Source organism: Paenibacillus provencensis, from assembly GCF_042678545.1.
In the GTDB taxonomy this organism is placed as follows: Bacteria; Bacillota; Bacilli; order Paenibacillales; family Paenibacillaceae; genus Paenibacillus; species Paenibacillus provencensis.
In genome coordinates this window covers 23,286-46,862 of sequence record NZ_JBHTKX010000001.1, presented here as the reverse complement: position 1 = coordinate 46,862, position 23,577 = coordinate 23,286, and the positions used below count along the sequence as shown (strand labels likewise).

Genomic DNA, 23,577 nt, shown 5'->3' with positions numbered 1-23,577 from the left:
CTTGCATCAACCAATGAAGAAGCCGCATCTGTAAGGGATGCGGCTTTATTTATTGAATACAACTCTTGGTTCTATTACAGCTTACTCTACTCCAGTATCCGTAATCTTCTGGTTGGATTCCTCTGCGTATTCTCTAAAGATCGTATTGTAGTCGCCCTCGAGTACCACTCTTGGAGCTGCCTTGGCGTAAGGTGTATTGATCGTACGGTCATGATCGGATTTAAAAGGAATCTTGGCAAATTCATTATAGAACGCCGCGCCGTAGTTCTTGCCTTGATATACGCTGTCTGCTCCATATTGCTCGATAATGCTTTCATCATTCAGAACCGGCATGATTCCATTTCTGGAGAGCTTCGTCTGTACCTCTTTCGAAACGAGGTATTTAATGACCTCCATTGCCGCATCTTTATTCTCTGTCATCTTCGTTAAGCTGAAGTAGGTAGGGTAGGCCTGCGTTCCGATCCCAGGTGCATCCGCAAAGGTTGGCATGGCGACCATATCCCAGTTCATCTTCGAGAACTCATCAGGAAATACCGATGTGATGGAAGACAGCCATCCGAACATTGCGAGCTCCTGAGCTTCAAGGAATTCTTTGCGATAAGGCAGCTTGTTCTCATGGGCCTGCATATATTCGCGGTAGCCGGATACATCTGCTGGTTTGGCAAATACGGTTTCATAGAAGGTTTTCCAGCGCTCATCCTGATCTAGCGTAGACTTTTTCGTGTCAGGGTCGACATACGGGATCGATAGATGATTCATTAGCAGAAGATGGGTCTCCGAGGAAGACAAGCCGACATATGACTTATCGCCTTCGGAACGGGTCAGCTTCTTGGACAGCTCAGCGGCTTCGTCCCATGTCATTCCGTCGACGGGATAATCGACACCAAACTTATCGAACAAGTCCTTGTTATAATACAGGACCATCGTGTTGTTGAATACGGGTACGCCCCAAATTTGGTCTCCCGAGATTTGCTTGATGGCATCGACAATGGTCGGTTCAAATTGGGTCATATCGATCTCATGCTGTTGAATCAGCTCTGTCATATCGTACTGAAGATCGAAGTCCGTGAGATACGTCGAGAATCCGCCAATGGATTCCCAGTAAATATCAATGCGCTGTCCTGCTGTAATCAATTCCTTCAGACCGACCTCATTGGTCTTCGGAATGTATTCAATTGTATAATCCGGAAATTTCTCCTTCAGCAGATCCCCAAAACGCTCGTTCCAGCTCTCTACAGAATCTCCACTGTTGGAATACACGTACAATGTATCTTTCCCTTCCGCTTTGTTGTCCACGACAGGAGTTGTCGCCGTTCCGCCAGGGTCTTCCCCTTCGCCTGTGTTTCCTGCACTTCCGGTTCCCCCCGAGCTACATGCACTAAGTACCCATACCAAACTTAAGCATAGTGTTAAGAGCACGGAGTGAAATTTGCGACTGTTCATAATGATCCCCCTTCAAATTATAGAATCATGAGAGGTATTAAATCTTACTGCTGTAACAGCTGCACTTCGGAAAATACAGAGGTATTATAATTCTCTACCGGATTATTCTCATCTCCCGCGTCAACGGCCATTCCAATATAAAAGGTATCCAGGCCTGCCATGGTGATAGATGATACTTCCGTCCAGGCTGTACCATCCGATGAGTGATAGCCAGTGATGGTATCGCCTTCCTTAACCAGCTTGAACCAGTAAGGAGTGCTCAGCGATGGAATCGGAGGTGTCTGTACCATCTGCCCCCCTTCTTCTTGTCTGCTGTAGAACACGGAGCAGTACTGGTCGCCTCTAACCGAAAATCCGATCATCGCTTCTTTGGCGGCTGGATTCAGGCTGCTGCGGATCATCAGTCCTGAACGGTTATGAGGAGCCGTTTCGGACAATTGATCCAGTCTTGCAACGAGCTCTGCATCGCCTTCGAGCTGCTGATATACGTAATGAAAGGACTGATCCTCATTCGTCCTCCCACTATTACCGGCAAAGAGCGGATCAATATTCCCTCCTCCTTTCACTGTAAGTACACCATTCCTCAGGTCTGCATGCCCCTCTATGCCCGTCTCACCGATATCGGAAGAGCTCCAAGCCCCAAGCTCACCGTCAGCATTAATATGGACGACAACCGCATCAGAGTCCGTCTTCGTGCCGCTATTATCTACCGCTCTAGCTGTAATATAGTAACTGCCTTCCGGCAGGTCATCCCATTTCCATTGATAGGGAGCCGTTGTATCTTCTCCGAGCTTAACACCGCTTGCCAAAAATTCGACTTTGGCGATACGGCCGTCCGGATCATATGCCTGTGCATTAATCATGACCTTGCCTGGCTGGCCCTTTAATGCATTCATCTCAGGTGAGACAATGTTAACCACTGGATTTATGGAACCGCTACCAACTATGCTGTTCAAATAGTTCTCCAGATTGGTATATCCGTCACCATTCATGTCTTCATTCCGGTCAGCTGCCTCATTCGGATTCAGGCCTTGCTCAAGCTCCCACGCATCCGGCATTCCGTCCAGATCCATATCATCAGGTGCTGCCCCGCTTACAAGCTCGGTCCATCCACCCACTTCCTCCGGATGATTGATGTGTCTTCCTGTCCGGTTACGCACATCGTTAACAAGTCTGGCATCAATGGAATCCCGTTTCGGCAGAATTGCCCCTGCCTGTTCCAGCACCAACTCATAAGCGTCTGCTGCAGATTGCAGAGTAACCGGGGTTACATGAAGTGGTTCGTATACAAGCTCCTTCCCCGTATCCGGATTCACTGCAAGCCAGTTGTCTTGGGTTGCTGCCTCATCCCCGTCAACTACATTGCCTGACACATGAAGCTTGCCATTCGCCCCGGTCTGACTGAGGATGATGCTTCGTTTGTCCAGCAAAGTATCCGGTCCGTACTTGTAGTAGTTGTTCACCATGTTAATATCCGCCTGGTCTCCGCCATAACCGCTGAGGTAATTCCAGTTATATACGATGTTGTTGCTGAAATCGAAGTTCTTATTGCTATCCAGTGTTCCCTTTACTCTGGGGTTACGGCTTGAGTTATGAAGCAGAATGTTATGGTGATAGCTGGCATTCCCTGATCCCCACAGACCGCCAAAGCCATGTCTTCCCTTCGAATGGCTCGACATGTGCAGCGCTTCGCCGACAATGGACCACTGTACGGTTGTGTTCTGATTCTCGTAAGGAGACAGCACTTCATCAACGCCCCATGTGACGGAGCAGTGATCTATCATGATATTGCTGTACCTTCTGGCCGACATGCCATCACCAGTCGATCCGGTGTGATCTCCCATCCTAAAGCGCATATAACGTATGATCACATTATCTGCCTCGATGTAAGTCGAATGGTTGTTGACACTGATTCCGTCACCTGGTGCGGTCTGCCCCGCCAAAGTAATGTTGTCACCTCGGATACGAAGCGGAGAATCAAGTGTAATATTGCCTGACACTTTGAATACGATCGTCCGGTTCCCCTGACTAACCGCTTCTCTTAAAGAGCCGGGACCGCTGTCATTCAGATTCGTCACATACACGACATCGCCGCCGCGTCCTCCGGTAGCGTACATCCCTCCTCCTTCAGCTCCCGGAAAAGCCGGGAGAGCTTCGCCGTCTGTCGTTACTTGGACGGGTGAAAGAGGTTCATCCTGTGCGTAAGCTTGATAGGGGACTGCAATGACTGCAAGCATAGCAGTCAGTAAAGTCACTGAAACTTGGCGTTTCCACAGACTAATCATCCATTATCCCTCCTCATTTGTGATATACAGCACTTGGCCTGGCTCCATCTGAATGTCATAAGTATGGGAATAGACGGTTGAGGCATGGACATCAAGGTCTACTCCGGTAAGACGATATTTAGCTGCAAAGTCCGGAAGAACAAGCGTAATATCCGTGGCTCGTTCCGCCTTAATCTCAGCTGCAAAGCTCTTTGTCCTGCGGTCCCACTGGAGTGAAATGCTTCCGGTACAGAACCGGAACCCTCGAACGCGTCCCGCTTCCAACCGATCGGGAAGTGCTGGCAGCAGCTTCACCATCCGGGGGGATACATACAGTAGCATCTCTTGGATTGCATTCGTAATCCCGAGGCTCGCATCGAGCTGAACCGGTGCCTGAGCTTTATTCATGGTGACTCCCATATCTCTCCAGTCATTATGAACTGTGAAGAGATTAGTAAGCAGACAGGAGCGGGTCAAGATATCCAGCGAATCAAGTGCCTTCTCTCCGTCTCCCAGCCTTGCATAGACCGCAGACATATGTGCCAGCGACCAGCCGGTCTGTGCTCCAAGAACACGCATATGAACAGCCCGCTCCAAACCGTGAAACAGTTCCGGACTTTCCTCACGTGCAAATTCCTGACCCGGAAATACAGGATAGATATGGGACAGATGCCGGTGATTGTATCTGTCATGAAATTCGGGATGAATCCATTCCTTCAGGACCCCATCCTCGTTCAGCTTATAGGCAGGAAGACGCTTCAGAATGTGCTCCCAGCGAACAATATCCTCCTCACTGTGTCCCGTTCTTCGGCTACCTTCTATAAGATTCGTGAACAACTCTCTGATGATAGCAACGTCCATGGTAGCATCTATCGCAGTCGGCATAGGATGATCCAGGGACTCTGCCATATCGGGTATATAATTGCCTGGCGTATTCTCGGGAGAAACGGATGGATATATATGGAGCAGTCCATCCTCACCTTCCGTCAGAAAGTCCTCGTAGAATAAGGAAGCCTCCGTCATGAAGGGCAAGGCCTCGTCTCTCAGGAATTGCTCATCTCCTGTGTACAGGTAGTATTCATAATAATGCCTCGCCAGCCATCCAGCTGCGCCGGTCCAATTCAAGATCACCGGAACGATCTGGGTCGGACTTCCGATACCCGGCGTCGTTCCTGCCGGAATGAAGATGCCTCTGGCACCGTATAACTTACGGGCATTCTCCCTAAAGATCCCCAGCAAGGAATCATAATGACGAAACAATGGTTTCATCAAAGAGGATAGACCTCCAACGGGTGCATGCCAATTCATCATCTGTACATTCTCATTGGCCATGTAATGACACCACATCAGTCTGTAATCTCCGCCCCATAATCCATATAGAGGCATTGGCAAGCCTTTCTCCTCGGTAGAGGAAATATAGAGATACCTCCCATAAGCCCACAATTTTTCAAGCAGAGATACAGAAGCTTTTCCGTCATAAGCAGTAAGAAGCAATTCTTCCGTCGATCTGTTCTCGTTGTTCTCTGGCTCCTCAGAGCTGCTCAGCTCAACGGAGGCAGAAGAAAACAGTGCCTTATGAAGCAATACATGCGCTTCAAGCAGTTCTGTATAGGAGGAGCCCACTTCTGCCAATTCTTTTTTCAGACGGGGCCACGCCTTGCTCCTTGCATCCTCTGTAAATACCTTAACGAGAATGAGAACCTCGTTCGCTTTCGTAACCCGAAGCCGTTCACCTTCTCGCCTTACCTGTCCGCCGCTGTCTGTCTTCACCCTCAGAACTGCACCGTAGTCCGTTCCATTCTCATACCTTGCAGCAAAAGACAGAAACTCCCCCTCAACTGCCCAGTCTGCCGTCTCTTTCAAAGCTTGCAGCAGCTCAGCTCTCGAAGGATTATCACTTGGATGGATATCAAATGTAAGGGAGGCATCCACACTGGAAACACTAGATTTCAGCCTGTATACGATCATGTGATCCGCACGTGACACAAACAGGCTTCTATTATATGCCTCCTCCCCGTCCAGCCAGGATACGACCACTTCTCCCGTCTCCATATTCAAGCTGCGCCGGTAATGCCGAAACGCCTCCTGACCTGTCATGGAGAGTCTTAAATCCGCAAGTGGCAAAGGAGCAGACAGTGTACTGTTATACCCTTTTTCCTTGAGCGCGCGGGTTAGAACCCAGCTGGCCTCCTGGAACCGTCCTTCATCCATAAGCCTCCGTGTATCCTCAAGCGTATGACTGACATCGGGAAGAACTCCGATCTGCCCGCCGTGCCATAGACCGAGGTGGTTGATCAGGATCGTTTCGTCCTGCACGCCTCCATACACGGATGCCCCGATCATCCCGTTTCCGGAAGGCAGTGCCTCTCTCCATTTGCTCTTCCACCACGAAGAAGGATACCTCGTGACCAGCCTGTTTTTGCTGCTTACCTTACCGCCCTTCATTCCTGCCGTCATCACGTACATTGTCTCCTTCCCTAAAGTAGCTGCATTCAAGTATGCGTTTACATTTTGCAGTTCATGGCGGTTGATGTGATGCACTTCACCCATAAGTCGGTTCTTCTTAGAATTATTTCTTGATCTTATTTCAGTTTTACCACGGCTCGCCGCACTGTTCTAATCTTTTCTTGCCTTAAGTATGCTCACCTTGATCTTTTTTGCTCTTATTTTATGGCTTTATTTACTATATTTTCTATCTATCTCGAACAAGGAACGCTATACTATAACCATCCTCAAAATGTTTACACCTGGAGGTGAGATAGGTGAAGGATTTTGCTATTTATCCGGCCAAGCGCAAAGGAAGCTATACGATGCCGAAATATCATTATCATGACTATTACGAGGTGTATTATCTTCTCTCGGGACATCGCTACTATTACATTGAGAACAAACGTTATTCGATTGATAAAGGAACCATTTTATTTATAGGCAAAAACGAAATTCATAAAACCGTTGATTCTGATAATCAGACCCCGGATCATGAACGACTGGTCCTCTATTTTAGCAGCCGATTTTTGCGTCGCTTCTCCGAAGATCAGCTTGAAATCCTGCTGTCCCCGTTCGACCAGGATAATCGCAAGGTCCAGTTCAGTATCAGGGACCAGAGTTATATTGAGCGTCTGATGTTTCAAATGCATCACGAATTTAACCAGCAGGTCTCCTTCGGACGAGAGCTGTATTTGGAATCTCTGCTGGTTCAGCTCCTGCTCTTCTCCACTCGTAAAACAGAACAAGACCAGCCCGCAGTTCCGGAGGATTCCATGAACGCAAGGATGGCCGAGGTTATAGTGTATTGCAACACGCATTTTCGTGAGGAGCTGGGGCTCGAAGAGCTCGCAGCACAATTTCATTTGAGCACGTTTTATTTGAGCCGGCTGTTTAAGCGAACGACGGGATTCACATTCAAGGAATATATCAATACACTCCGCATTCGTGAAGCCGAGAAGCTGCTGCGCGAGTCGAATCACAAGATCATTCATATCTCCGAGCAGGTCGGCTTCGCGAATGTGTCGCATTTCAATCGTAAATTCAAACAAGTCACCCGAATGGCTCCCAAGGAATTCAAAAAATTATTTACTGGCGATCGGCCGTTTCGTGGGTTCTAGCTGCTCAGCTTGCTCTCCACTGATCCCGGTATTCACTTGGTGTCATCCCCTCATATTTCTTGAAGATTCGATTGAAATAGCTGTGTTTATAGCCGACGCCCTCTGCGATCTCATTAATCTTCATATCTGTCGTCCGCAGCAGCTCCTTAGCCCGCACAACGCGATAATCCGTTAAGTAATCGATAAAATTCACGCCGGTCACCTGCTTAAACAGGCGGCTTAGGGTATAGGGTGTGGTTCCTGCTGCACGGGCACAGCTGTCCAGGGATAAGTCCTGCATGTAATGCAGATGAACATATCGGATGGTCTCTTCGACCATTCGTTTCATTTGAATATTCGTCCGTTTCTTAAGATGCTCCATATACGGATGAATGACAGCTTCCTTCAACCAGTGCGAGAGCATGCGGGGCTCCCGAATCATGGACAGCTGCTCATACATGTTCTTTCCCTTGAACAATTGGTGAGGCTGAATTCCTGTCTGCAGGATGACATATTGCATGCTGCCATAAAGCTGAAGTACACATTGCTGAACCCAGTATTCCTTCTCTTGCCCTGCCGAAACCTCTTCCAAAAACTCGTCAATCAAGAGCTCCATCTTCTCTTGCTCCCCCATTCGCATCGCCTCGATCAGTTCACGATCCAGTGCAAATGGATAATTTACACTCTTCTCCGATTCCGCATGTACATCCCACTGAGCATACTCCTGGTTCATATCAATAATCTGATTCTCGTCCCTGAACAGCCGTAAAGATGCGGTCTGATTCACCTCCATGAATAGATTCGGAAGTGATCGAACAAGTGTCGTGGGTTGACTAATCGTCACGGTAACCGCAAGTCTAAGTACTCCGCTCACTGTAGCCGACAGCGCTTCGGCAAAGCTCTGCAAGCCATTCAGCCGAACCTCCTCCACAGGCTGAATAACGAGCACACCGATCATCAGGTTATGGAAGCTTAGAATACTATACTGAGATAATTGATCTTTGGCCGTATCTTCAATAATGTTTGCTGCAGCAAAGGCGACCAGCCCTTCTTCGCCGATATCAAATCGAGGATCGGTACCTGGCTGACCTGTCAGCTGCACGATGATCAATGTGAATTTGCAGTCGGATACATTCCATCCATAATGCTTCATTCGTTCCCGGATATCCTTCTCTGAATATCCTTGCAAATGCCCTTGTACCAGTTGAAGTAAAAAGCTCTCCTTGATTCTGGGCAGTTCCTCCTCAAGTCGAAGCTGAAGCGCTTTGCTCTCGAGCGAAATTTCCTGCCATTCCTGCTCGAACAGCTTAAATTCATCAATATAATAACCATGGTTCCCAAGCTGCCTGTCACCTCTGAGCAGTGTGACAAATTGTTCGACAGGAGAGTAAATATGGCGTGAAGCAATCCAGGAGAGAAACAGAGCTGCGAGCAGCATCAACAGGCTGATCATAAAAATAATGGTCGATATCAGCTCGACCGTAGACGTAATAACGGTCATTGGCGCCGCGGCAACATATGTCCACTGCTCCCCAAGACGGTCAAACGTATTATAGGACACCGAATAGGTAACCCCTCTCCATTCCTTTATGCTGCTCCCACTGGGCTTCCCCGTCTTTAAAAGATCTTCTCGCAGGCTGCGCTCGAATACCTCCGCATCAATACCATCATTGCTAGACACCATCGGCTTCATATTTTCATCCAGCAGAAAAGCGCTGCCCTCATTGTAAGGAGTCAGTGTCATCAGCTGGTCCAGCAGCTTCTCGGGTACCAGCGTAACCATGAGCACACCAACCGGAGTCTTGTCCGCTCCACTAATTTTGTGGGACAGCATAATGACGGGTCCCTCCTTGACAGGTCCTTCTTGGGATGCACCGCGAAGTATGGTGGGCTGTGTGCTCCACATAAAATGCTCAGGGCGAGCTAATAAGGTCTCATATTCTTGTTGCAGCTTAGGTTCATACAGCTGTGTAAGCTGTGGATTAAACAAATAATGCTGGTTCTCTTGCTGGACAAATAATTGAACTTGTGAAATCAAAGGATGAGATCCATGGATAATGTCAAGCACCTGACTTATATTCCAAATCTCATTTCTGTTTGCGGGAAGAGAAAAATCCACCTTTTTCAGAGCTTCACCAAAGCTTGATTCCAAGGTCCAGCTCTCTACGCTCTGCTCCAAATATCCCAGAAGATCATCTATGCTTGCGGCCCGCTCCTCCATTTGCTTGCGGTGCAGCTCTGTCATATCGTCATTGATTGCCCCCACAGCAAACCAGTAAATACCGAGACTGGCGAGGAGACCAGGAATACTTGCGGCAAACAGAATGACGAGCAGGCTTTTACGATAATACTTTCCTTTGGAGCTCGGATATTTTCTCATTCCTATCCCCCTTTAATATGGAAATTAAAGCGTATACATTAGTTAATTTATATTTATATGTATCTAAAAAGCAACCCATTCATATGTCCGATGCCCCCTGCTTGAAAGCGCACTTTTCAGCGCAAGAATATAAAAAACCCTAACCCATAAGGTCAAGGTCGACTAATAACATCTCATTTTTCAAGGATTTCTGATGATCATCGCTAAACACTAAACTTCAATACAGGTAGTCAACGTTACTGGTCCAAGCATACCAGAGGGTAATGACACCCGATCATAACGATTTGCAAGTGTATTTGTTACCTCGACCTTCAGCACATTTTTTCCCGTCAATAAATGATCTGACAATGAAAAACGGTACGGAGACCACAGCTTCGCATCTATAAGCCGCCCGTTCAGGAACACCTTGGCCATTTCGTGGATCTCTCCTAAATCCAGAATGACATCTGCATAGGAAGCTGTCCTGTTCCATTCGAGCTCTCTAGTATACGTCATCGTACCAGAGAAATGCTCCCTTCCTTCCCATTCAGTCCATGACGTAAGCGGGACTTCTCCTTCTATACCATCTACTTCCCAGCCATCGTTCAAGTCCTGGGCAACAGCCTCTTGCTTGGAGATGACAGGGTTTAAAGTCACAGCAGCTGCCGGGTCGAGCGCGATAACCAGACATTGTCTGCGTTCAATCGTTAGGGGGATATTCATTCCTCCATTTCTCGCTTCAGCCTGTACAGGTATAGTGGTGCCGCTCCATGCATCCCACAATTCAGGCTTACCCTCACCGTTCATAGATAAAGTACCTTTGATTGCTGTTTCGCCTTCGTTGACAAGCACATACAGATGGATACCCTCCTTAACAACATGACTGATTCTCAGTCCAGGGCTTAAGGGTTTAAATTCAGCTCGATGCGGGAGTATCTGTTCCACTCGATCTGCTACTGCTTCGATGGAGTGATGAACCTCCCAGCCCGGTTCAACGCAGCCGACAGGTGGTGCAGTTACTCGGTTGTGCTCCAGAATTCTCCCACCTTGACAGACAAATTCCTTAAGCTTCTCCCGTGTGTCCAGTTCAAACTGCTCTACATCCTCAAGAAGAACAATACGGTACCGCTGATTTGCTATAGCAATCATCCCGTTCTCAAGAACAGCTTCGTCCTGAAGCAGCTCCTCCTCCAAATAGTTAAACTCGATTTGACCTTCATACAGCGGTCTCGCCAGCTCCCAGGACAAATGATCCGCACGGCACAGAACACACACTTCAGGCTGATTTATGCTCTCTGTCATAACCCAGCTCATACGTTTAATATACTGCGAGAAACGGTCATACTCCGGCCACCAGATGTTGTTTGGTCCTACATCGGGAGCCCGCTCATGAAGCCGCTCCCCTTCGATAGAATAGTAGAAAGCATGTGGACTTATCAGATTAACGCCCCGGACGAAGAGCCAGTCCAAATACCACTTCATATCATCTGCCGTTAGAGCCCAGCTGTTACCTTTGGCGCATACGCCAAAGCATTCGTTCAAATTTCTTGATTTGTTCCGGTGCCGCGCTGAATCGGCCGAGCATTTGCCCATCGTGCTGTGCTTACCGGTTATACCGAGGTCCCCTTCAGGAGCAATCCAGCGCCAAACGATGTCTTGACCGGGTATGTGAAAATAGCGTAACAGCCCCATGTCGTCACTCGCTGCAGGGTGTCCAGTCAGCGCAATGCTATGCGCCTCACACCAATCATGAAGCGGCTTGTAGAAGCTTCGCTCCATTCTGTGTCTAACCGCCTTGCGGTAGCATCTCCGAATTTCGGCTGTGTTGTCACCGCTCTCAAGCCATAGGAGAACAAGTTCCTCCTCCCGGTTCCCACTGCTCATGAACTCCTCAAGGAATCCTGCCGTCCAGGGCAGCATACCCTTGCGATGTTTTCTTCCGAGCAAATCCGGCTCATCTGTGAACATGGCGATGATACTGCTGCCAAAATGACGGCCGATCCGCTCATAATATCGTTCATGCGTAAGCTCAATGAACAGCTGTACGGCTTCCGGATTTAACAGATCGGCTGCACGGGGTGCACCCGGTTCCCCATCGTCCTGGCCGTAATGAATGCCCCGAATCGTGCCTAAGCTATACCGGTCGATAAAGGCAACATATGACCATGCCCCTTCATCTGGCGGAGCAAAGCTCACGATGCCACAGCTATCATCTGCCACTTCAATGATCTGCGTCTTGCTGCCTTCAATTCCTTCCAGCTTCGGCCCCGTCCGGCTAATCGCCTGCACTGATACGATACGGTCGCCTTCTTCAAGCGGGATAATCCATTCGGGTGTATTCTTCATTGGCTGCTCCAGCATGATAAGCCCGCGGCTCGCGTATTCCGGTTTACAGCGTACAATTTCCCCATTAGCACTCCCTGATGGATACATTCCTTCATCGTACAGGATGACGCGCATATTCATGCTTGCTGCCTCATCTACGATAGCTTCCACGAGCGCCATGAATTCATCGGATAAGTAACCAAGGGCATCCGGAATACCTATACGCGGGTGAAGAACAAAGCCTTCGACTCCTTTATCACGAAAATCACGGAGCTGCCGAAGCAGCTCCTCTTGCTCTAGGTTTCCATTCCAGAACCAGAAAGGCATAGGGGTGAATGCCCCATCGGGTGTCAAAAATTGTGTTCTGAGACTTTCCAGCTTCATCATCACAGTGATATCGTATCCCCTTTCCCAATTGAATTTAGACAGTCCGCTGCTTCTTATTCTACGAGACCTGTGCGGTCAACTCCTTCTACAAACCATCTTTGTGCAAATATATACAGAATGAGCGGAGGCAGTATCATCAGGAACGAAGCAGCCATCTTCATCGGCTCATCATAGATGGACGGTCCGATTTCCTCGGCTCTCATGTTTATCTCATTCGTTATACTGGCTACACCGACAGATAGAGGCTGATCTTCCATACCATGCAGAAAAATGCTTGGCGTATAGAAGTCATTCCAGTTCCAAACGAAGGAGAATAAGAATACGACGACAATGGCTGGCCTTGCCAGCGGCAGCATCACTCGGAAGAATACTTTTAACGGATTGGCTCCATCCATCATCGCTGCTTCCTCCAGCTCCTTCGGCTGTTTGGCGAAGAACTGCCTATAAATGATGACAAACAGTGCTCCTTTGACTCCTTGACCAAATAACGCGGGCAGCACAAGCGGAACGTAAGACTCAAGGAATCCCAGCTGTGAAGCGGCAATCAGCTTCGGCAGTACGGTCAGCTGCGGCGGTACAATAAAGGTAAGCAGCAAACAGAAGAACCAGAATTTCTTCAAAGGGATATCAAGCCTGGCAAACGCATATCCTGCAACTGCGCATGAAATCGTCTGAAATACGGCTATGCTCGTTGAGAGAGATAAACTGATGGTGAGTGCTTTTGGATACTGCAGCATTTCCCATGCATCCTGCAGCATCCCGAAATAAATAACCCGAGGCACCCAGGTCACCGCCGGGTCCATCAAATCCACAGAATCCTTAATCATGCTCGTGATCATAAAGATAATGGGATTAAGATAGATATACGCCGTATCAATGAGGATGACATACAGGAAGCATTTGAATATAAGGCCTTTGTCCGCCTCAAGCCCAATAAGCTTGGTCTTCACGAGGCGGCGGGCGGTTAGCGGCAAGCTCTTCGTTTTATTTTTGACAAAGACCGGTCTAGCCATGATATACCTCCTTTAACGGTAAGCGCTGGCCCTGCGTGAAATTCTCGAGAACAGGAAGAAAATAATACCCAAGAAAACGAGAATAATGCTGAAATAGATCCAGGCCAGAGCACTCGACAATCCATAATCCGCCGTATTGACCATGTCGATAACAGGATTGGTCGGAAAAGTAAACAAATCGACCACCGTATAAATCGTATTTAACAGGATGAAGGGGACCATCTCTGGAAGTGTTATTTTCCAGAACGTCTCCCAAGGGGCTGCTCCATCCATCCGGGCTGCCTCATAGATTGAGTGCGAGATCGTTTGTCTGCCTGCAAGAAAGATCAAGATTTGAACTCCGGCATACCACAGCACAAGTACAAACGAACCCATTACCGCAATGATGGGTGCAGCCCAGCTGCCAGGAAGCAGCTCAGTTACGAAGGAAGAAATATTGTATCTCGTTAAGAACTCAATATCACCTTCACCTTGTGCCATAAATTCTTCAATCACCTGCCCGGTCGTAAAGATAACAGGAAGAAAGAAGATGACTCGAAACGCGGTGCGTCCCGCAAATTTCTGATTAAGCATAATCGCAATCAGCAGGGCGAAGATGACAATAACCGGGATCATGAGCAGTGCTTCTCGCAGAAATGGAATCAGCCCTTCGTACAAATATCTGCCATTCTCGAATAATATCGTCTTGTAATGCGCAAGTCCTCTATATTCCACCTTGAGCCCGCTCGCTAGAATTTCCAAATGATGAAAACTCATGTACAGCGAATACACAAGCGGAAACGCCATAAAGATCAAGAAACCGATAACCCAGTTGGATATGAAGATGGAGCCCCACAGCTTTCGATGCTCTCGTGCACTTAGACGCCTCTTTTTACGTTTCATCTACGCTCCATCCCCCTTCAATACCTTGAAATTCTGCCCGGCAACCTCCTCACCGTCATATAAAATTGCCGCCTCCGTATAATTGACGATAATCATGGTTCCATCTTCATAGGTGGTCGCCTTTACCCCGTCAGCCAGCTCACGATGCTCAACAATAAACTGATGCTGTACATCTGAGAGCGCCTCATTATACCTCCTGTACTCCGAAGCTGCGGTATCCGCCCAGCTTGCATAGTGGGAGCTTTTGAGCTGGAGACCGTGTGCCTGGGTCAATCTGTCAGCCGGCACTGCTGTGAATAGAAATGAGGGAAGCGCACCATATTCAATATCCCGCAAAAAATCGTGCTTAAATTGCTGCCTGTCATTCTCAAATCCAGACGTATAGGTGATTAGTCCATGCACCGCGATTTGTGCAAAAGGAATGGCCTCCTGCGAGAACAGATCATAGGAGTAATCGTCTGGGAGCGCATTCACATGAGTAGCACCGCCCAGCATATAAAAGTTCGGACTTCCAATCCATGCCTCGCCCAATTCATCCTTCACTTGCTGAAGGAGCTCTTGCTGTATGGAGATCGCTTCCGTGCGGGAGGCTCCGATTCTAGTGTTATAGTCGCTGTCCAGACGACTGCCTGTGACGAGGAGAGACAGCCCATCTGCCCCTAGCTCAGCATAGGAGCTCAGCTCCTTGCGCAGAGCATTCTGAATAAAGCGACTGCTGGCCAAATAGACCTCATCACCGCGGATTCGGGCTTCCTGCATCGTCCCAGCCATGTTTCTTATCGCATGATACTGCTCACGGAATCCTCCGTTACCGGTATTATTGAACTCATAATTGACTCCCAGCATAACCGGGATATCCAGCGAATGGGCATGCTCGATTAACTCCTTCATCCCCTGCTCGCCGCCAAGCGCCGGATCAACACCAAGATATCCGCCATACTGTGCATAACCGCCTTTCTGCCATCCCAAGTAGGTTAATGACATCGGGCCAACTTCCCGTTCCCGGAGATCGGACAGAATATGTGCAGCTTGTTCTGTTGTCGTCGCTTGAATATAACGGTTCCCGAGCATCCCATCTTCAGAATCACCACCCAGAAGAGTGAGATGAAGCGGGATATTGGCAGATTTCGAATCGCTTTGTTTCTCAAGCCCTTTCTCTTCCATCAAGTACTTGCGGTATCGATCCGCCATGCCGACATAATCGGATTTGCCATTGTTCAAGAAATAATATCGTACAGTCCGATCAGTGCCGAAACGCTTATCTTTATTGTAGGTCGTAAAGCTCGTTCCTTTGCTCCGGTTCGTAATTTGCTCAAACGTGGCTCGATAGGACTGCTGTGCCGTAATCCAGTTATAGCCGCTCAGCATGCCGGAAGGGGCGGCGAAAATATCGCTGTATTCGGCTCCCTCTTCTATTACAGCAAGCATTCCCTTCTCGCCAGAGTGAATTCCGAAGACCGGCATCTGGGCTGGATAACGAGAACTGAAGCCAAGCCGGCTCATATAGGAGGGGTCTTTGCCGTATACACTTTCCTGATAACCAAGATTCGTATTCAGTCTGTGATCATCATAAGCGATCAATGCGCCGGATCCGTCCGGAACGAACAGATAACCTTCCCGATCGTTTGAGTGCTCTGATGCCATAAATGGGAACAGTCTCAGCCAGATCAAACTGTATTTGCCTTCCTTCATGCCCTTATCCACGATCTTGGTCTCCACGTAATCGTCTTGTATCCGGATTTGGACAGGCACGGTCAATTCCAGCTTGGGCATATCATATGTCCACTGAATGCCTCCGTCGATCTCTTGGATGTCTTCAATTGTGCCGCCTAAGGTCCTGAAATTACTCTCACGAGGCTGCGTGTTATATACCGTGAAATCGGTATACTGGAACATGAGTGGCGAGACCAGGTGTGTCTTCCAAATTCCACCGATCGTCTCATTCTCGAAGTCTTGCGGATCAGGATAGGATCTCCAAATATTGCCGTTACGTTTATCCTCGACAATGAAGTGTCCTGTCGTCTCATCCAGCTTCAGAATCAGTGAATCGGTTTCTGCCGCTGCTCTAAAATCAGCCTCTACCGGGAGTGAGGCCTCTTGCTGCTCCGCACCTCCTGATGTCCCTTGCTGAGCTGCTGGGACCATGTCATCTCCTCTAAACTTCACTTCGAGCCTACTGGCTCCAAGTATGATAATGAAGGCGAGAAGAATGAAGAGCACAGCTTTTCTGTATTTTGCAAGCCTCATCTTAACAGCACCTCCTGATAGACTTCATGGACAAATACGAGCAGCTCGTTCGTAAGACCAATGACAAGAAAGATCAAGACTGCGAGCACAATTAAAGCGAACAGGCTCATTATCATATTCATCAAGGTTTCCCCTACGGTGTAATTATGCAAGGACTGAACCATCCAGATGAACAGAAAAGCGAGCCAGATATACATTCCGAGCTGGAGATAATCGTAAATTGCACCTTCTGCGTGTGTCATGACATTGGATAGGGCAGCCAGCGGTACACCAATGAGAATAAAAGGCGTGAGTGCATAGGCACTGCCAACAAAAACATCCTTGAAACGTCCCTCTCCCCTGTAGATGGAGCTAATCAAATAATTGCTTACAACCCAACCGCACCACAGCCCTAGGAAAGGGAGCAGCACCGAGGTCACTGTAACCGAAGACGGCGAAACCGGGTTGAACGCAAAGCTCGTCATCTGTTCAGATAGAAGGAGCGCACTTCCAGTCAGTACCAACAGAATACACGCGCTCACATACCCGCCTTTATTCTCAAACCTTAATGCGGTAAAACCGTCGATGGGATGTCTTAGAATGACAAAAGCCTGTTTTAGTTGGGAGAACAACAGATACCTGTCATCCATTCGGTTTGAGAAGCCTTCCATCATCCGATTTATTCTTCCTCTAGCTAGTCGGTTGACAACAAATATAAATACTGCGGCTATTGCGAACAGCGTAGCAAAGAATGAGAATCGAGCCTGGAACCACTGCAGCCGGATCTGCCAGAAGGACTCTGAATAACCTGCATCGTTTCCCGCAATTTTGAACAGCCTGGCGGCTTCCTCGTATTCTCCCTTCTTATACGCTACCTGTGCTAGACCTAGAATGGCCGGCAAATATTGTTCATTGAGACGAAGTACTTCCTTCCAGGGCTTCTCACTTTCGAGATACCTGCCCTCTTGGGTCAAGCGGTTCGCCTCATGCACCATTGCCCCGAATTCCGACAGACGATAGGCTTGCAGTATGCTTTCCTGACTGTCGAGCACATAAATTTCTCCTCTGGAATTAATATCAATCGCAGCAGGTGTCTTAATTAAACCGAGCTGGGACGAAGCAGAGGATGAAGGTCCGCCGAAGTAAAAGAGCAGATTGCCATTAGCATCATACTGGCTCAAATAGGTGTAATAGGAATCAACGACTGTAAAATTCCCTTCCGAATCGACTGAAACATCGACAATTTGGGGAGGGGTTGTAATGCCGTCAACATAACGAATGTCATACCAGTTATACTCGCCGAAGCTCTTCTTCGCCGTACCGAATTTATTATATTGGGCAAGAATATTCTCTCCCTGGAAATTCAGCTTTTTAATCTGCTCGGCTTCCACTTCAGCACCGTTCGTTACGGTATAGATGAACCCCCCGTCATCGATCGCAAGATTGTTGACAGCAGGAGGAATTTTGCTCGTTTCATTTTCATACATCTCCCGGGTGTAAAATGCTCTTTTTATGGAATCAATGAAGGAAAATGGTGCCGCATTGGCTCCATAGAATCTTTGAAATTCCCCATCCGGGTTAAGCTGTACCAGCCCGTAATATCCGCCCATCGTGACAATATATATGTATCCGCGTCTGTCCGCCGCCACCTTGATGGGATCGTATTTCAGCTCCTCTGGTACATTGCTGGATTCAGGACGCTTATATTCCTTAAGCAGCTGGCCTGATGCCGACAGTCGAACAACGCGCTTATTCCCGGTATCCGCAATGAAAATATGACCCTTCTCATCAACAAATACGCCTTGAGGAGCATTCAGCGGATTCTCCGCCAGCTCATAATACCTTTCAAAATTCCCGTCTTTATCAAATTTCACAATTCGATTGTTCCCCGTGTCTGCCACATAAATTTCATCAGACTCACTGATATAGACATCCGAAGGCTTCTGCATCGGTGAAGCCACGAATTGCCCCGGATTGTCTGGATCGGGTACGGCGAGATCCTTGCCTATCATTTTGAAGGGTGTGTAGGCGGGCTGGGTGTCAATCTGATGTCCATAGCTGTCTTTCGTAAAAGTGCCGTAGGTTACGTCCGCCCATGCCGTATGCGGAACCTGCACAGCAGCCAGGATCATTGCCAAGCTAACGACAGACAACCATGCACGTAATCCACAGTTAAACTTCATAACGATCCTCCTTTCCTTCACTACTTGATGCCGGAATGCGACATTGTGGCAATCACCTTGCGCTGGAAGAACAGAAACATAATCAGTGTTGGCAGGAACATGATGAGTGCAGCTGCTGCCGCTGCCGTCTGTCTGGCTACAGAGTTGGCGAGGTTCTGGGTAAGGGTCGACAGAAAGAAAGGAAAAGTCTTCATCGCATCGTCCTGCATGAACAGCGTCGATGTGGATACATCGCTCCAGATCGACTGGAAGGAGAAAATGGCGACTGTAGCACAGGCTGGAAGTGTAATCGGAATAATGATCCTTGCGAAGATCGTGAACTCCCTCGCTCCGTCAATTTTGCCTGCTTCAATCAGCTCATTCGGAACCTGATCCATAAACTGCTTCATCAGAAAAACGCCTACGGTGCTCGCAATATGAGGCAGGATGTGTGCCCAATAAGTGTTCATAATACCGAGATTTGCGACGACTACATACCTGGGAATATTAATAGCCTCCTGCACAAACATCAGGGACACGACGATAATGGAAAATAGCAGCTTGTGACCCGGAAATTTATGCTTCGAGAGCGGATAGGCGCAGAGAGCGCTTACAATAACGACGCTTCCTGTTCCGATGACGCCGACGACGATACTGTTAAATAAATATCTTGAAGCTGGGATGACAGCATCCCGGGTCATGACAAACAGCTCGGTAAAATTGCTCAAGGTCGGCTGCCGGACAAAAATATTCGGAGGGAAAATAAACAGCTCCGAGTACGGCTTGAGCGCATGGTTTATGATGTAAATGATCGGCACCAGCATCAGCACAGCGAATATGCCGAGCAGAAACGTCAAAATCAGCTGTGTTCTGTCCATACGCCGAAGCCAGAATTTATGGCGTATTACAGGCCGTTTGACTGACTTCTGTGATCCATCATTTGCGGCATGGTCCATGTTCATTCCCCCTTCGTACCAAACAATCTCCAGCTGAGCCTGTTGAATATATAGATCGTAATGAGCAGAACAACGGATAAAGCTGCTGCATAACCCATCTCAAACCGGACCAGCCCATAATCGTCAATGTGATTGACGAGAGTATGGCCTGCATATTCAGGAGTGGGCTTGGTCTGCGACAGCTGTTCACCAATGGCTCCAGCCTTGAACGCAGATACAATGGCCATCACGGAAGCAAACAGCATCTGCGGCCGCATATAAGGAATCGTAATATACCAGATTTCCTGCAATCTGCTCTTGATCCCGTCAAGCCGCCCGGCCTCATAGAGTGTCTCATCGACGTTCAGAATTCCGGCGAGCATCGCAAGGAAGCCCACGCCCATACTTGACCACAAGGTGACGATAATCATGGAATTCATCAGGTATGCCGGATCAAGCACCCATAACTGCGGTTCGTCAATGATGCCAAGCTTAAGCAAGAAGCTGTTTAGATAACCGATCCGATCTCCGGACAGAAGCGGCTGCCAAATAATCTGCATCACTACGCCTCCTGTTAGAGAGGGAGCATAAATCGCAAGCACGAACCACAGCCGAATTTTGTCTGGAATCTGAGCGATCAGCCAGGCGAGAATAAAGGACAGAATCAATCCGCCTGGACCAACCAGCACCGCAAATTTGATCGTATTCGGAATTGCGTGCTTTAGAAATAAGGTATCCTGTGAAAAAATGTACTCATAGTTGTCCCAGCCGATAAATCTAGGGAATTGAATTGTATTGAAATCCGTGAAGCTAAGCCCAAACGCAGCCAGTACCGGCAGAAGAATGAACAACGTAAAGGCGATGACAAAGGGAGAAATAAACAGGTAAGAAAGCCGGTATTTCCATATCTCCCTAAACAGCGCTGCAATACGATTGCTGCTGGTCTTTTGCTTTTTCTCTGGAGGTCTTAATGGCTTAGAGAGCTCTGCCTCATGGGTTGACATACCTATCCACTCCCTTCCAAGGCTCTGTCACCTGTGGTGGATCATAGGTGCTTACAATCTGTCCCTGATCATCAATGAAATTGAACTCCCTCGCCTTACGCCAAATCTCACGATCAATGCCGAGTATTCCCTCTTCAAGGGCATCACGGTAGTTCTGACCGCTCAGGACGGTTCTGTTCCATGCGTTCATCACTTCCCGCGGGATAAAATACGAGCCTGGTATATTGGCCATATCCTTGTACCAGCGCCACTGCTCAAGCATGACTGCAAGCTCTTCCTCGTTCCACGGCAGTCCTGTAAAGGCTTCAAGATTCGCCGTATTCCAGCGGAACGCTACGCCGTAGAATCCTTCCAGATCATTCCCGAATCGCTGCTGCGTCTCGCTCGACAGCCACCATTGCAGAAACTGCCAGGCTTCCTCTTTAAGATTGCTGTTTGAGAAGATCGACGCCGCGGTCTGATTTCCGCCTGTCCAGCGTTCTACTTCCCCGCGCTCACTCTCTGTTCCCGGCAGCGGTGCCATTCCCCACCAGCCATCCAGCTCAGGCGCAGCCACACGCATCTGCAAATAAAAGTTAAAATCAGCGATCCCGATCGGCATATCTCCATCGCGGAAATGCTGGTAGAAGCTCGGAACTTGCTGCTCGATTCCATATACAGTAAACAGATCGGTCATAAGCTTGAAGCCGGTGAACGCCTCGGGTGAATCAAGTGCTGTCTTCATTCCGTCTGCCGTATAAAATTCAGCACCGTACTGATATAGGAAGGTCATGTAATCGTTATACGGAATGTGGAAGTTATATCCGTTCTGCTGCAGAGTGGGAAGCATCTCGATCGCATCTTCCCATGTATCGGGCACGCCAAGCCCCAGCTTCTGCAAAATGTCCTTGCGGTAATAGAGCACCTGAAACCGCTGTGTTTCCGGCAGTGCATAGTAGCCGTCAGCAAAATAGTAGGGTAAAGTAGAGCCTGGTGAGTATTGTTCAAACAAATCATCAAATCCCGGATAATTGGACAAGTCCTCTACTGCCCCGCGAATGGCCAATTCAATCGGCCTTCCTTCCGTCATCCCTAGGGCAATATCCGGAGATTTACCTGCGGCATTCGCCATCACTAGTAAATTTTCGTCTGGCAGCAGGTCCACCTGGACTTCGATGCCCGTCTCCGGAGTAAAATATTGATCCGCCATCTCCTGTATCAGATTGACATAGTCACGGCCATAGTTGACCCATATATTCAGTACCTCACCCTCACTGGACGATAGTCTGTTGTCTGAACTAAAGGAATGAAAGAAAGAAGAGGCATTTCTTAGCGTCTTCTCCCCCCAATTGGCTTCCATTCGCGGAAAAGCTGTGCCTGCCGGAGCAATATACAGCTTGTCAAGCGCAAGCGGTGCAGCCGTGAGACTCGCTGTAATTGAAGCAATCCGGGATGAGATCAGACTTAGATCCTCCAGCTTGTAGGGTATATCATTCGGATAACGAAGAATGTCCTCTACATCGGTTATTGCTGTAGACAAGGACTGTGAGTTTGCATCCGCTTCGCCATTCACCTCAAGCAGCATGGCCGCCATACGTTCGAGCTTCCGCTTAATCTCCTCTGTCCTTGTAATCAGCTCCGGAAAGTTCTCTTTGATTCTCCACGTTCGAGCTGTATCTTCTACTCCTCCGGTAATCGTGTTGATATTCTCAGATAAGGCTCTAATTGAAGCGAGTACTTGTTCTTGCTCGTTAAGAACTTGATTGTAAGGAGCATATGTAGCAGCCAGTGTGAGGGTATGCTCACCTTTTTCAAGGTATATTTCATAAGGTTCTTCCGCAGATTGGCCGATCACCAGCCCCTGCCAGCTTGTAGAATAAGAGATCGGATATGCCAGCAGCTCTTCGAAGGGCACCTTCCCGTCAATCATGATCTTCCGATACACCTTTTTGCTCGATTGGTAGCCTTGATAGGCCCTGATCCCTAGGTTATAACGTCCACTGTCCGGTACTGTGAAGCTCCAGGTTATTGCGCCGCCGCCATTCTGCCAGCGTGTGCCGCCGACGGCATTAAAGATCAGCTTGCTCGCGGCGTCCGGTGTCATGAGCGGGTCCTGATCCGTCATCGCTTGAATCGCTACATCATTCTTGGCCTGCATATTCTCGGCCTCAATTACGATGACTTCACTTCCACTCGCATTCCCATTGCTCACCGGCATGTTAGTCTGAAACACCTCGTAAGGCGGTATCCTTGTTGGCGGAACAAGCTCAATTCGATCGATAACGATAGGTGCAAAGGATTGAAGACGCAAGGTATGCTTGCCTTCGGTCAGCTTCCACTTTAGCGGTAGAGGAGTGGTTCCCTCCGCATCCTGAAATGGCTGTCTCATCCACTGATTCTGTTCAATCGGCCTGGGTCTAATATGGTTTCCATTCTCATCTGTCTTGAAAGGAAGCTCATCCCTGAACCATCTGGCAAACTCAATCGCCCTTGCCTCGTTGAACACATATTCACCTTCAAAGGATACAGCCATCGTTGTCGGCCGGTAGCTCTGATAAACGGCATCCTCATCAATCAAGGCGTGATATGACAGCGCCATTTCATACATTCCTTCGGCAGGAACATCAATTTCATACTCGATCCATTCCGTCCGGTTATTGCTCCAGATCAGTACATCTTCCTTGCCTGCGTATGAGCCGGCGGATACACTTGCCCCTTCCGATTGGCCTGAGATACTTGTGCCGGGTACGAGAATGGACTCCCGAGCCGGCGGAACTCCTTCTTGCTCCCATGAATCAGCAACATCCGAATAATACGGTTCGAATGCGCTTTCAATTGTGGGATTAACAAGCGGATATTCTCCATCCTTTGAATCTTGTAAGGAATCGGCAGCGGATACAGGTGGAGTGGCAGAAGGGCTTGTGTATGGAAAGATGCCCGTAGACAGAACGATACCAAGCAGAAGGATAAGGAAAATATAGCGGATATGCTTCATATTGCACCTCTCTTTTCCT

Annotated in this window: 13 protein-coding genes; 1 reads left to right on the top strand and 12 read right to left on the bottom strand. The window is 48.5% G+C overall.

Going from position 1 to position 23,577, the window contains the following annotated elements:
* Positions 1–81: 81 nt before the first annotated feature.
* From ACFQ3J_RS00170 to ACFQ3J_RS00160, 3 genes are read right to left on the bottom strand one after another with little or no spacing between them, the layout of a single operon-like run.
* Entirely contained in the window at positions 82–1,443 is a 1,362-nt protein-coding gene (locus tag ACFQ3J_RS00170; protein ID WP_251584318.1) for an ABC transporter substrate-binding protein, read from the bottom strand.
* A 44-nt stretch (positions 1,444–1,487) separates the two neighbouring features.
* The gene (locus ACFQ3J_RS00165; protein WP_251584316.1) at positions 1,488–3,728 is read right to left on the bottom strand and encodes an Ig-like domain-containing protein; all 2,241 of its coding nucleotides are present in this window, start codon (positions 3,726–3,728) and stop codon (positions 1,488–1,490) included.
* A gap of 3 nt (positions 3,729–3,731) precedes the next feature.
* Positions 3,732–6,257: a glycosyl hydrolase family 95 catalytic domain-containing protein gene (locus ACFQ3J_RS00160; RefSeq protein WP_251584314.1), complete on the bottom strand. Its 2,526-nt coding sequence runs from the start codon at positions 6,255–6,257 to the stop codon at positions 3,732–3,734.
* Between the two features lie 212 nt (positions 6,258–6,469).
* On the opposite strand from ACFQ3J_RS00160, the gene ACFQ3J_RS00155 reads away from it, so the two are divergent.
* Positions 6,470–7,312: an AraC family transcriptional regulator gene (locus ACFQ3J_RS00155; RefSeq protein WP_251584312.1), complete on the top strand. Its 843-nt coding sequence runs from the start codon at positions 6,470–6,472 to the stop codon at positions 7,310–7,312.
* A 4-nt stretch (positions 7,313–7,316) separates the two neighbouring features.
* On the opposite strand, the gene ACFQ3J_RS00150 is transcribed toward ACFQ3J_RS00155, so the two are convergent.
* The 9 genes from ACFQ3J_RS00150 to ACFQ3J_RS00110 form a co-directional block, all read right to left on the bottom strand.
* Positions 7,317–9,671 (bottom strand): AraC family transcriptional regulator, encoded by a 2,355-nt coding sequence (locus ACFQ3J_RS00150; protein ID WP_251584310.1) that lies wholly within the window; start codon positions 9,669–9,671, stop codon positions 7,317–7,319.
* A gap of 210 nt (positions 9,672–9,881) precedes the next feature.
* Positions 9,882–12,362, bottom strand: coding sequence for a glycosylhydrolase-like jelly roll fold domain-containing protein (locus ACFQ3J_RS00145; protein WP_251584331.1), 2,481 nt, complete (start codon positions 12,360–12,362; stop codon positions 9,882–9,884).
* A 53-nt stretch (positions 12,363–12,415) separates the two neighbouring features.
* Entirely contained in the window at positions 12,416–13,375 is a 960-nt protein-coding gene (locus tag ACFQ3J_RS00140) for a carbohydrate ABC transporter permease (RefSeq protein WP_091158720.1), read from the bottom strand.
* 12 nt (positions 13,376–13,387) lie between these two features.
* Entirely contained in the window at positions 13,388–14,257 is an 870-nt protein-coding gene (locus ACFQ3J_RS00135) for a carbohydrate ABC transporter permease (RefSeq protein ID WP_251584308.1), read from the bottom strand.
* Positions 14,258–16,504 (bottom strand): DUF5696 domain-containing protein, encoded by a 2,247-nt coding sequence (locus ACFQ3J_RS00130; protein WP_251584306.1) that lies wholly within the window; start codon positions 16,502–16,504, stop codon positions 14,258–14,260.
* Entirely contained in the window at positions 16,501–18,666 is a 2,166-nt protein-coding gene (locus tag ACFQ3J_RS00125; protein WP_251584304.1) for a YIP1 family protein, read from the bottom strand. The genes ACFQ3J_RS00130 and ACFQ3J_RS00125 overlap by 4 nt, the downstream gene beginning before the upstream one ends.
* Before the next feature lie 20 nt (positions 18,667–18,686).
* Positions 18,687–19,601: a carbohydrate ABC transporter permease gene (locus ACFQ3J_RS00120; protein WP_379292243.1), complete on the bottom strand. Its 915-nt coding sequence runs from the start codon at positions 19,599–19,601 to the stop codon at positions 18,687–18,689.
* Positions 19,602–19,603: 2 nt separating this feature from the next.
* Positions 19,604–20,584, bottom strand: a complete 981-nt coding sequence (locus ACFQ3J_RS00115; protein WP_091158728.1) for a carbohydrate ABC transporter permease — start codon at positions 20,582–20,584, stop codon at positions 19,604–19,606.
* On the bottom strand, positions 20,571–23,558 hold the full coding sequence (locus ACFQ3J_RS00110; RefSeq protein ID WP_251584302.1) for an extracellular solute-binding protein: 2,988 nt from the start codon (positions 23,556–23,558) through the stop codon (positions 20,571–20,573). Before ACFQ3J_RS00110 ends, ACFQ3J_RS00115 begins: the two co-directional genes overlap by 14 nt.
* Positions 23,559–23,577: the final 19 nt, after the last annotated feature.

What these genes read in the sequence shown, in the direction of transcription:
- ACFQ3J_RS00160 (WP_251584314.1), bottom strand. Translation starts at nt 6,257, where the DNA reads ATGGGTGAAGTGCATCACATCAACCGCCATGAACTGCAAAATGTAAAC.
- ACFQ3J_RS00135 (WP_251584308.1), bottom strand. Translation starts at nt 14,257, where the DNA reads ATGAAACGTAAAAAGAGGCGTCTAAGTGCACGAGAGCATCGAAAGCTG.
- ACFQ3J_RS00170 (WP_251584318.1), bottom strand. Translation starts at nt 1,443, where the DNA reads ATGAACAGTCGCAAATTTCACTCCGTGCTCTTAACACTATGCTTAAGT.
- ACFQ3J_RS00110 (WP_251584302.1), bottom strand. Translation starts at nt 23,558, where the DNA reads ATGAAGCATATCCGCTATATTTTCCTTATCCTTCTGCTTGGTATCGTT.
- ACFQ3J_RS00130 (WP_251584306.1), bottom strand. Translation starts at nt 16,504, where the DNA reads ATGAGGCTTGCAAAATACAGAAAAGCTGTGCTCTTCATTCTTCTCGCC.
- ACFQ3J_RS00125 (WP_251584304.1), bottom strand. Translation starts at nt 18,666, where the DNA reads ATGAAGTTTAACTGTGGATTACGTGCATGGTTGTCTGTCGTTAGCTTG.
- ACFQ3J_RS00165 (WP_251584316.1), bottom strand. Translation starts at nt 3,728, where the DNA reads ATGATTAGTCTGTGGAAACGCCAAGTTTCAGTGACTTTACTGACTGCT.
- ACFQ3J_RS00145 (WP_251584331.1), bottom strand. Translation starts at nt 12,362, where the DNA reads ATGATGAAGCTGGAAAGTCTCAGAACACAATTTTTGACACCCGATGGG.
- ACFQ3J_RS00115 (WP_091158728.1), bottom strand. Translation starts at nt 20,584, where the DNA reads ATGTCAACCCATGAGGCAGAGCTCTCTAAGCCATTAAGACCTCCAGAG.
- ACFQ3J_RS00140 (WP_091158720.1), bottom strand. Translation starts at nt 13,375, where the DNA reads ATGGCTAGACCGGTCTTTGTCAAAAATAAAACGAAGAGCTTGCCGCTA.
- ACFQ3J_RS00120 (WP_379292243.1), bottom strand. Translation starts at nt 19,601, where the DNA reads ATGGACCATGCCGCAAATGATGGATCACAGAAGTCAGTCAAACGGCCT.
- ACFQ3J_RS00150 (WP_251584310.1), bottom strand. Translation starts at nt 9,671, where the DNA reads ATGAGAAAATATCCGAGCTCCAAAGGAAAGTATTATCGTAAAAGCCTG.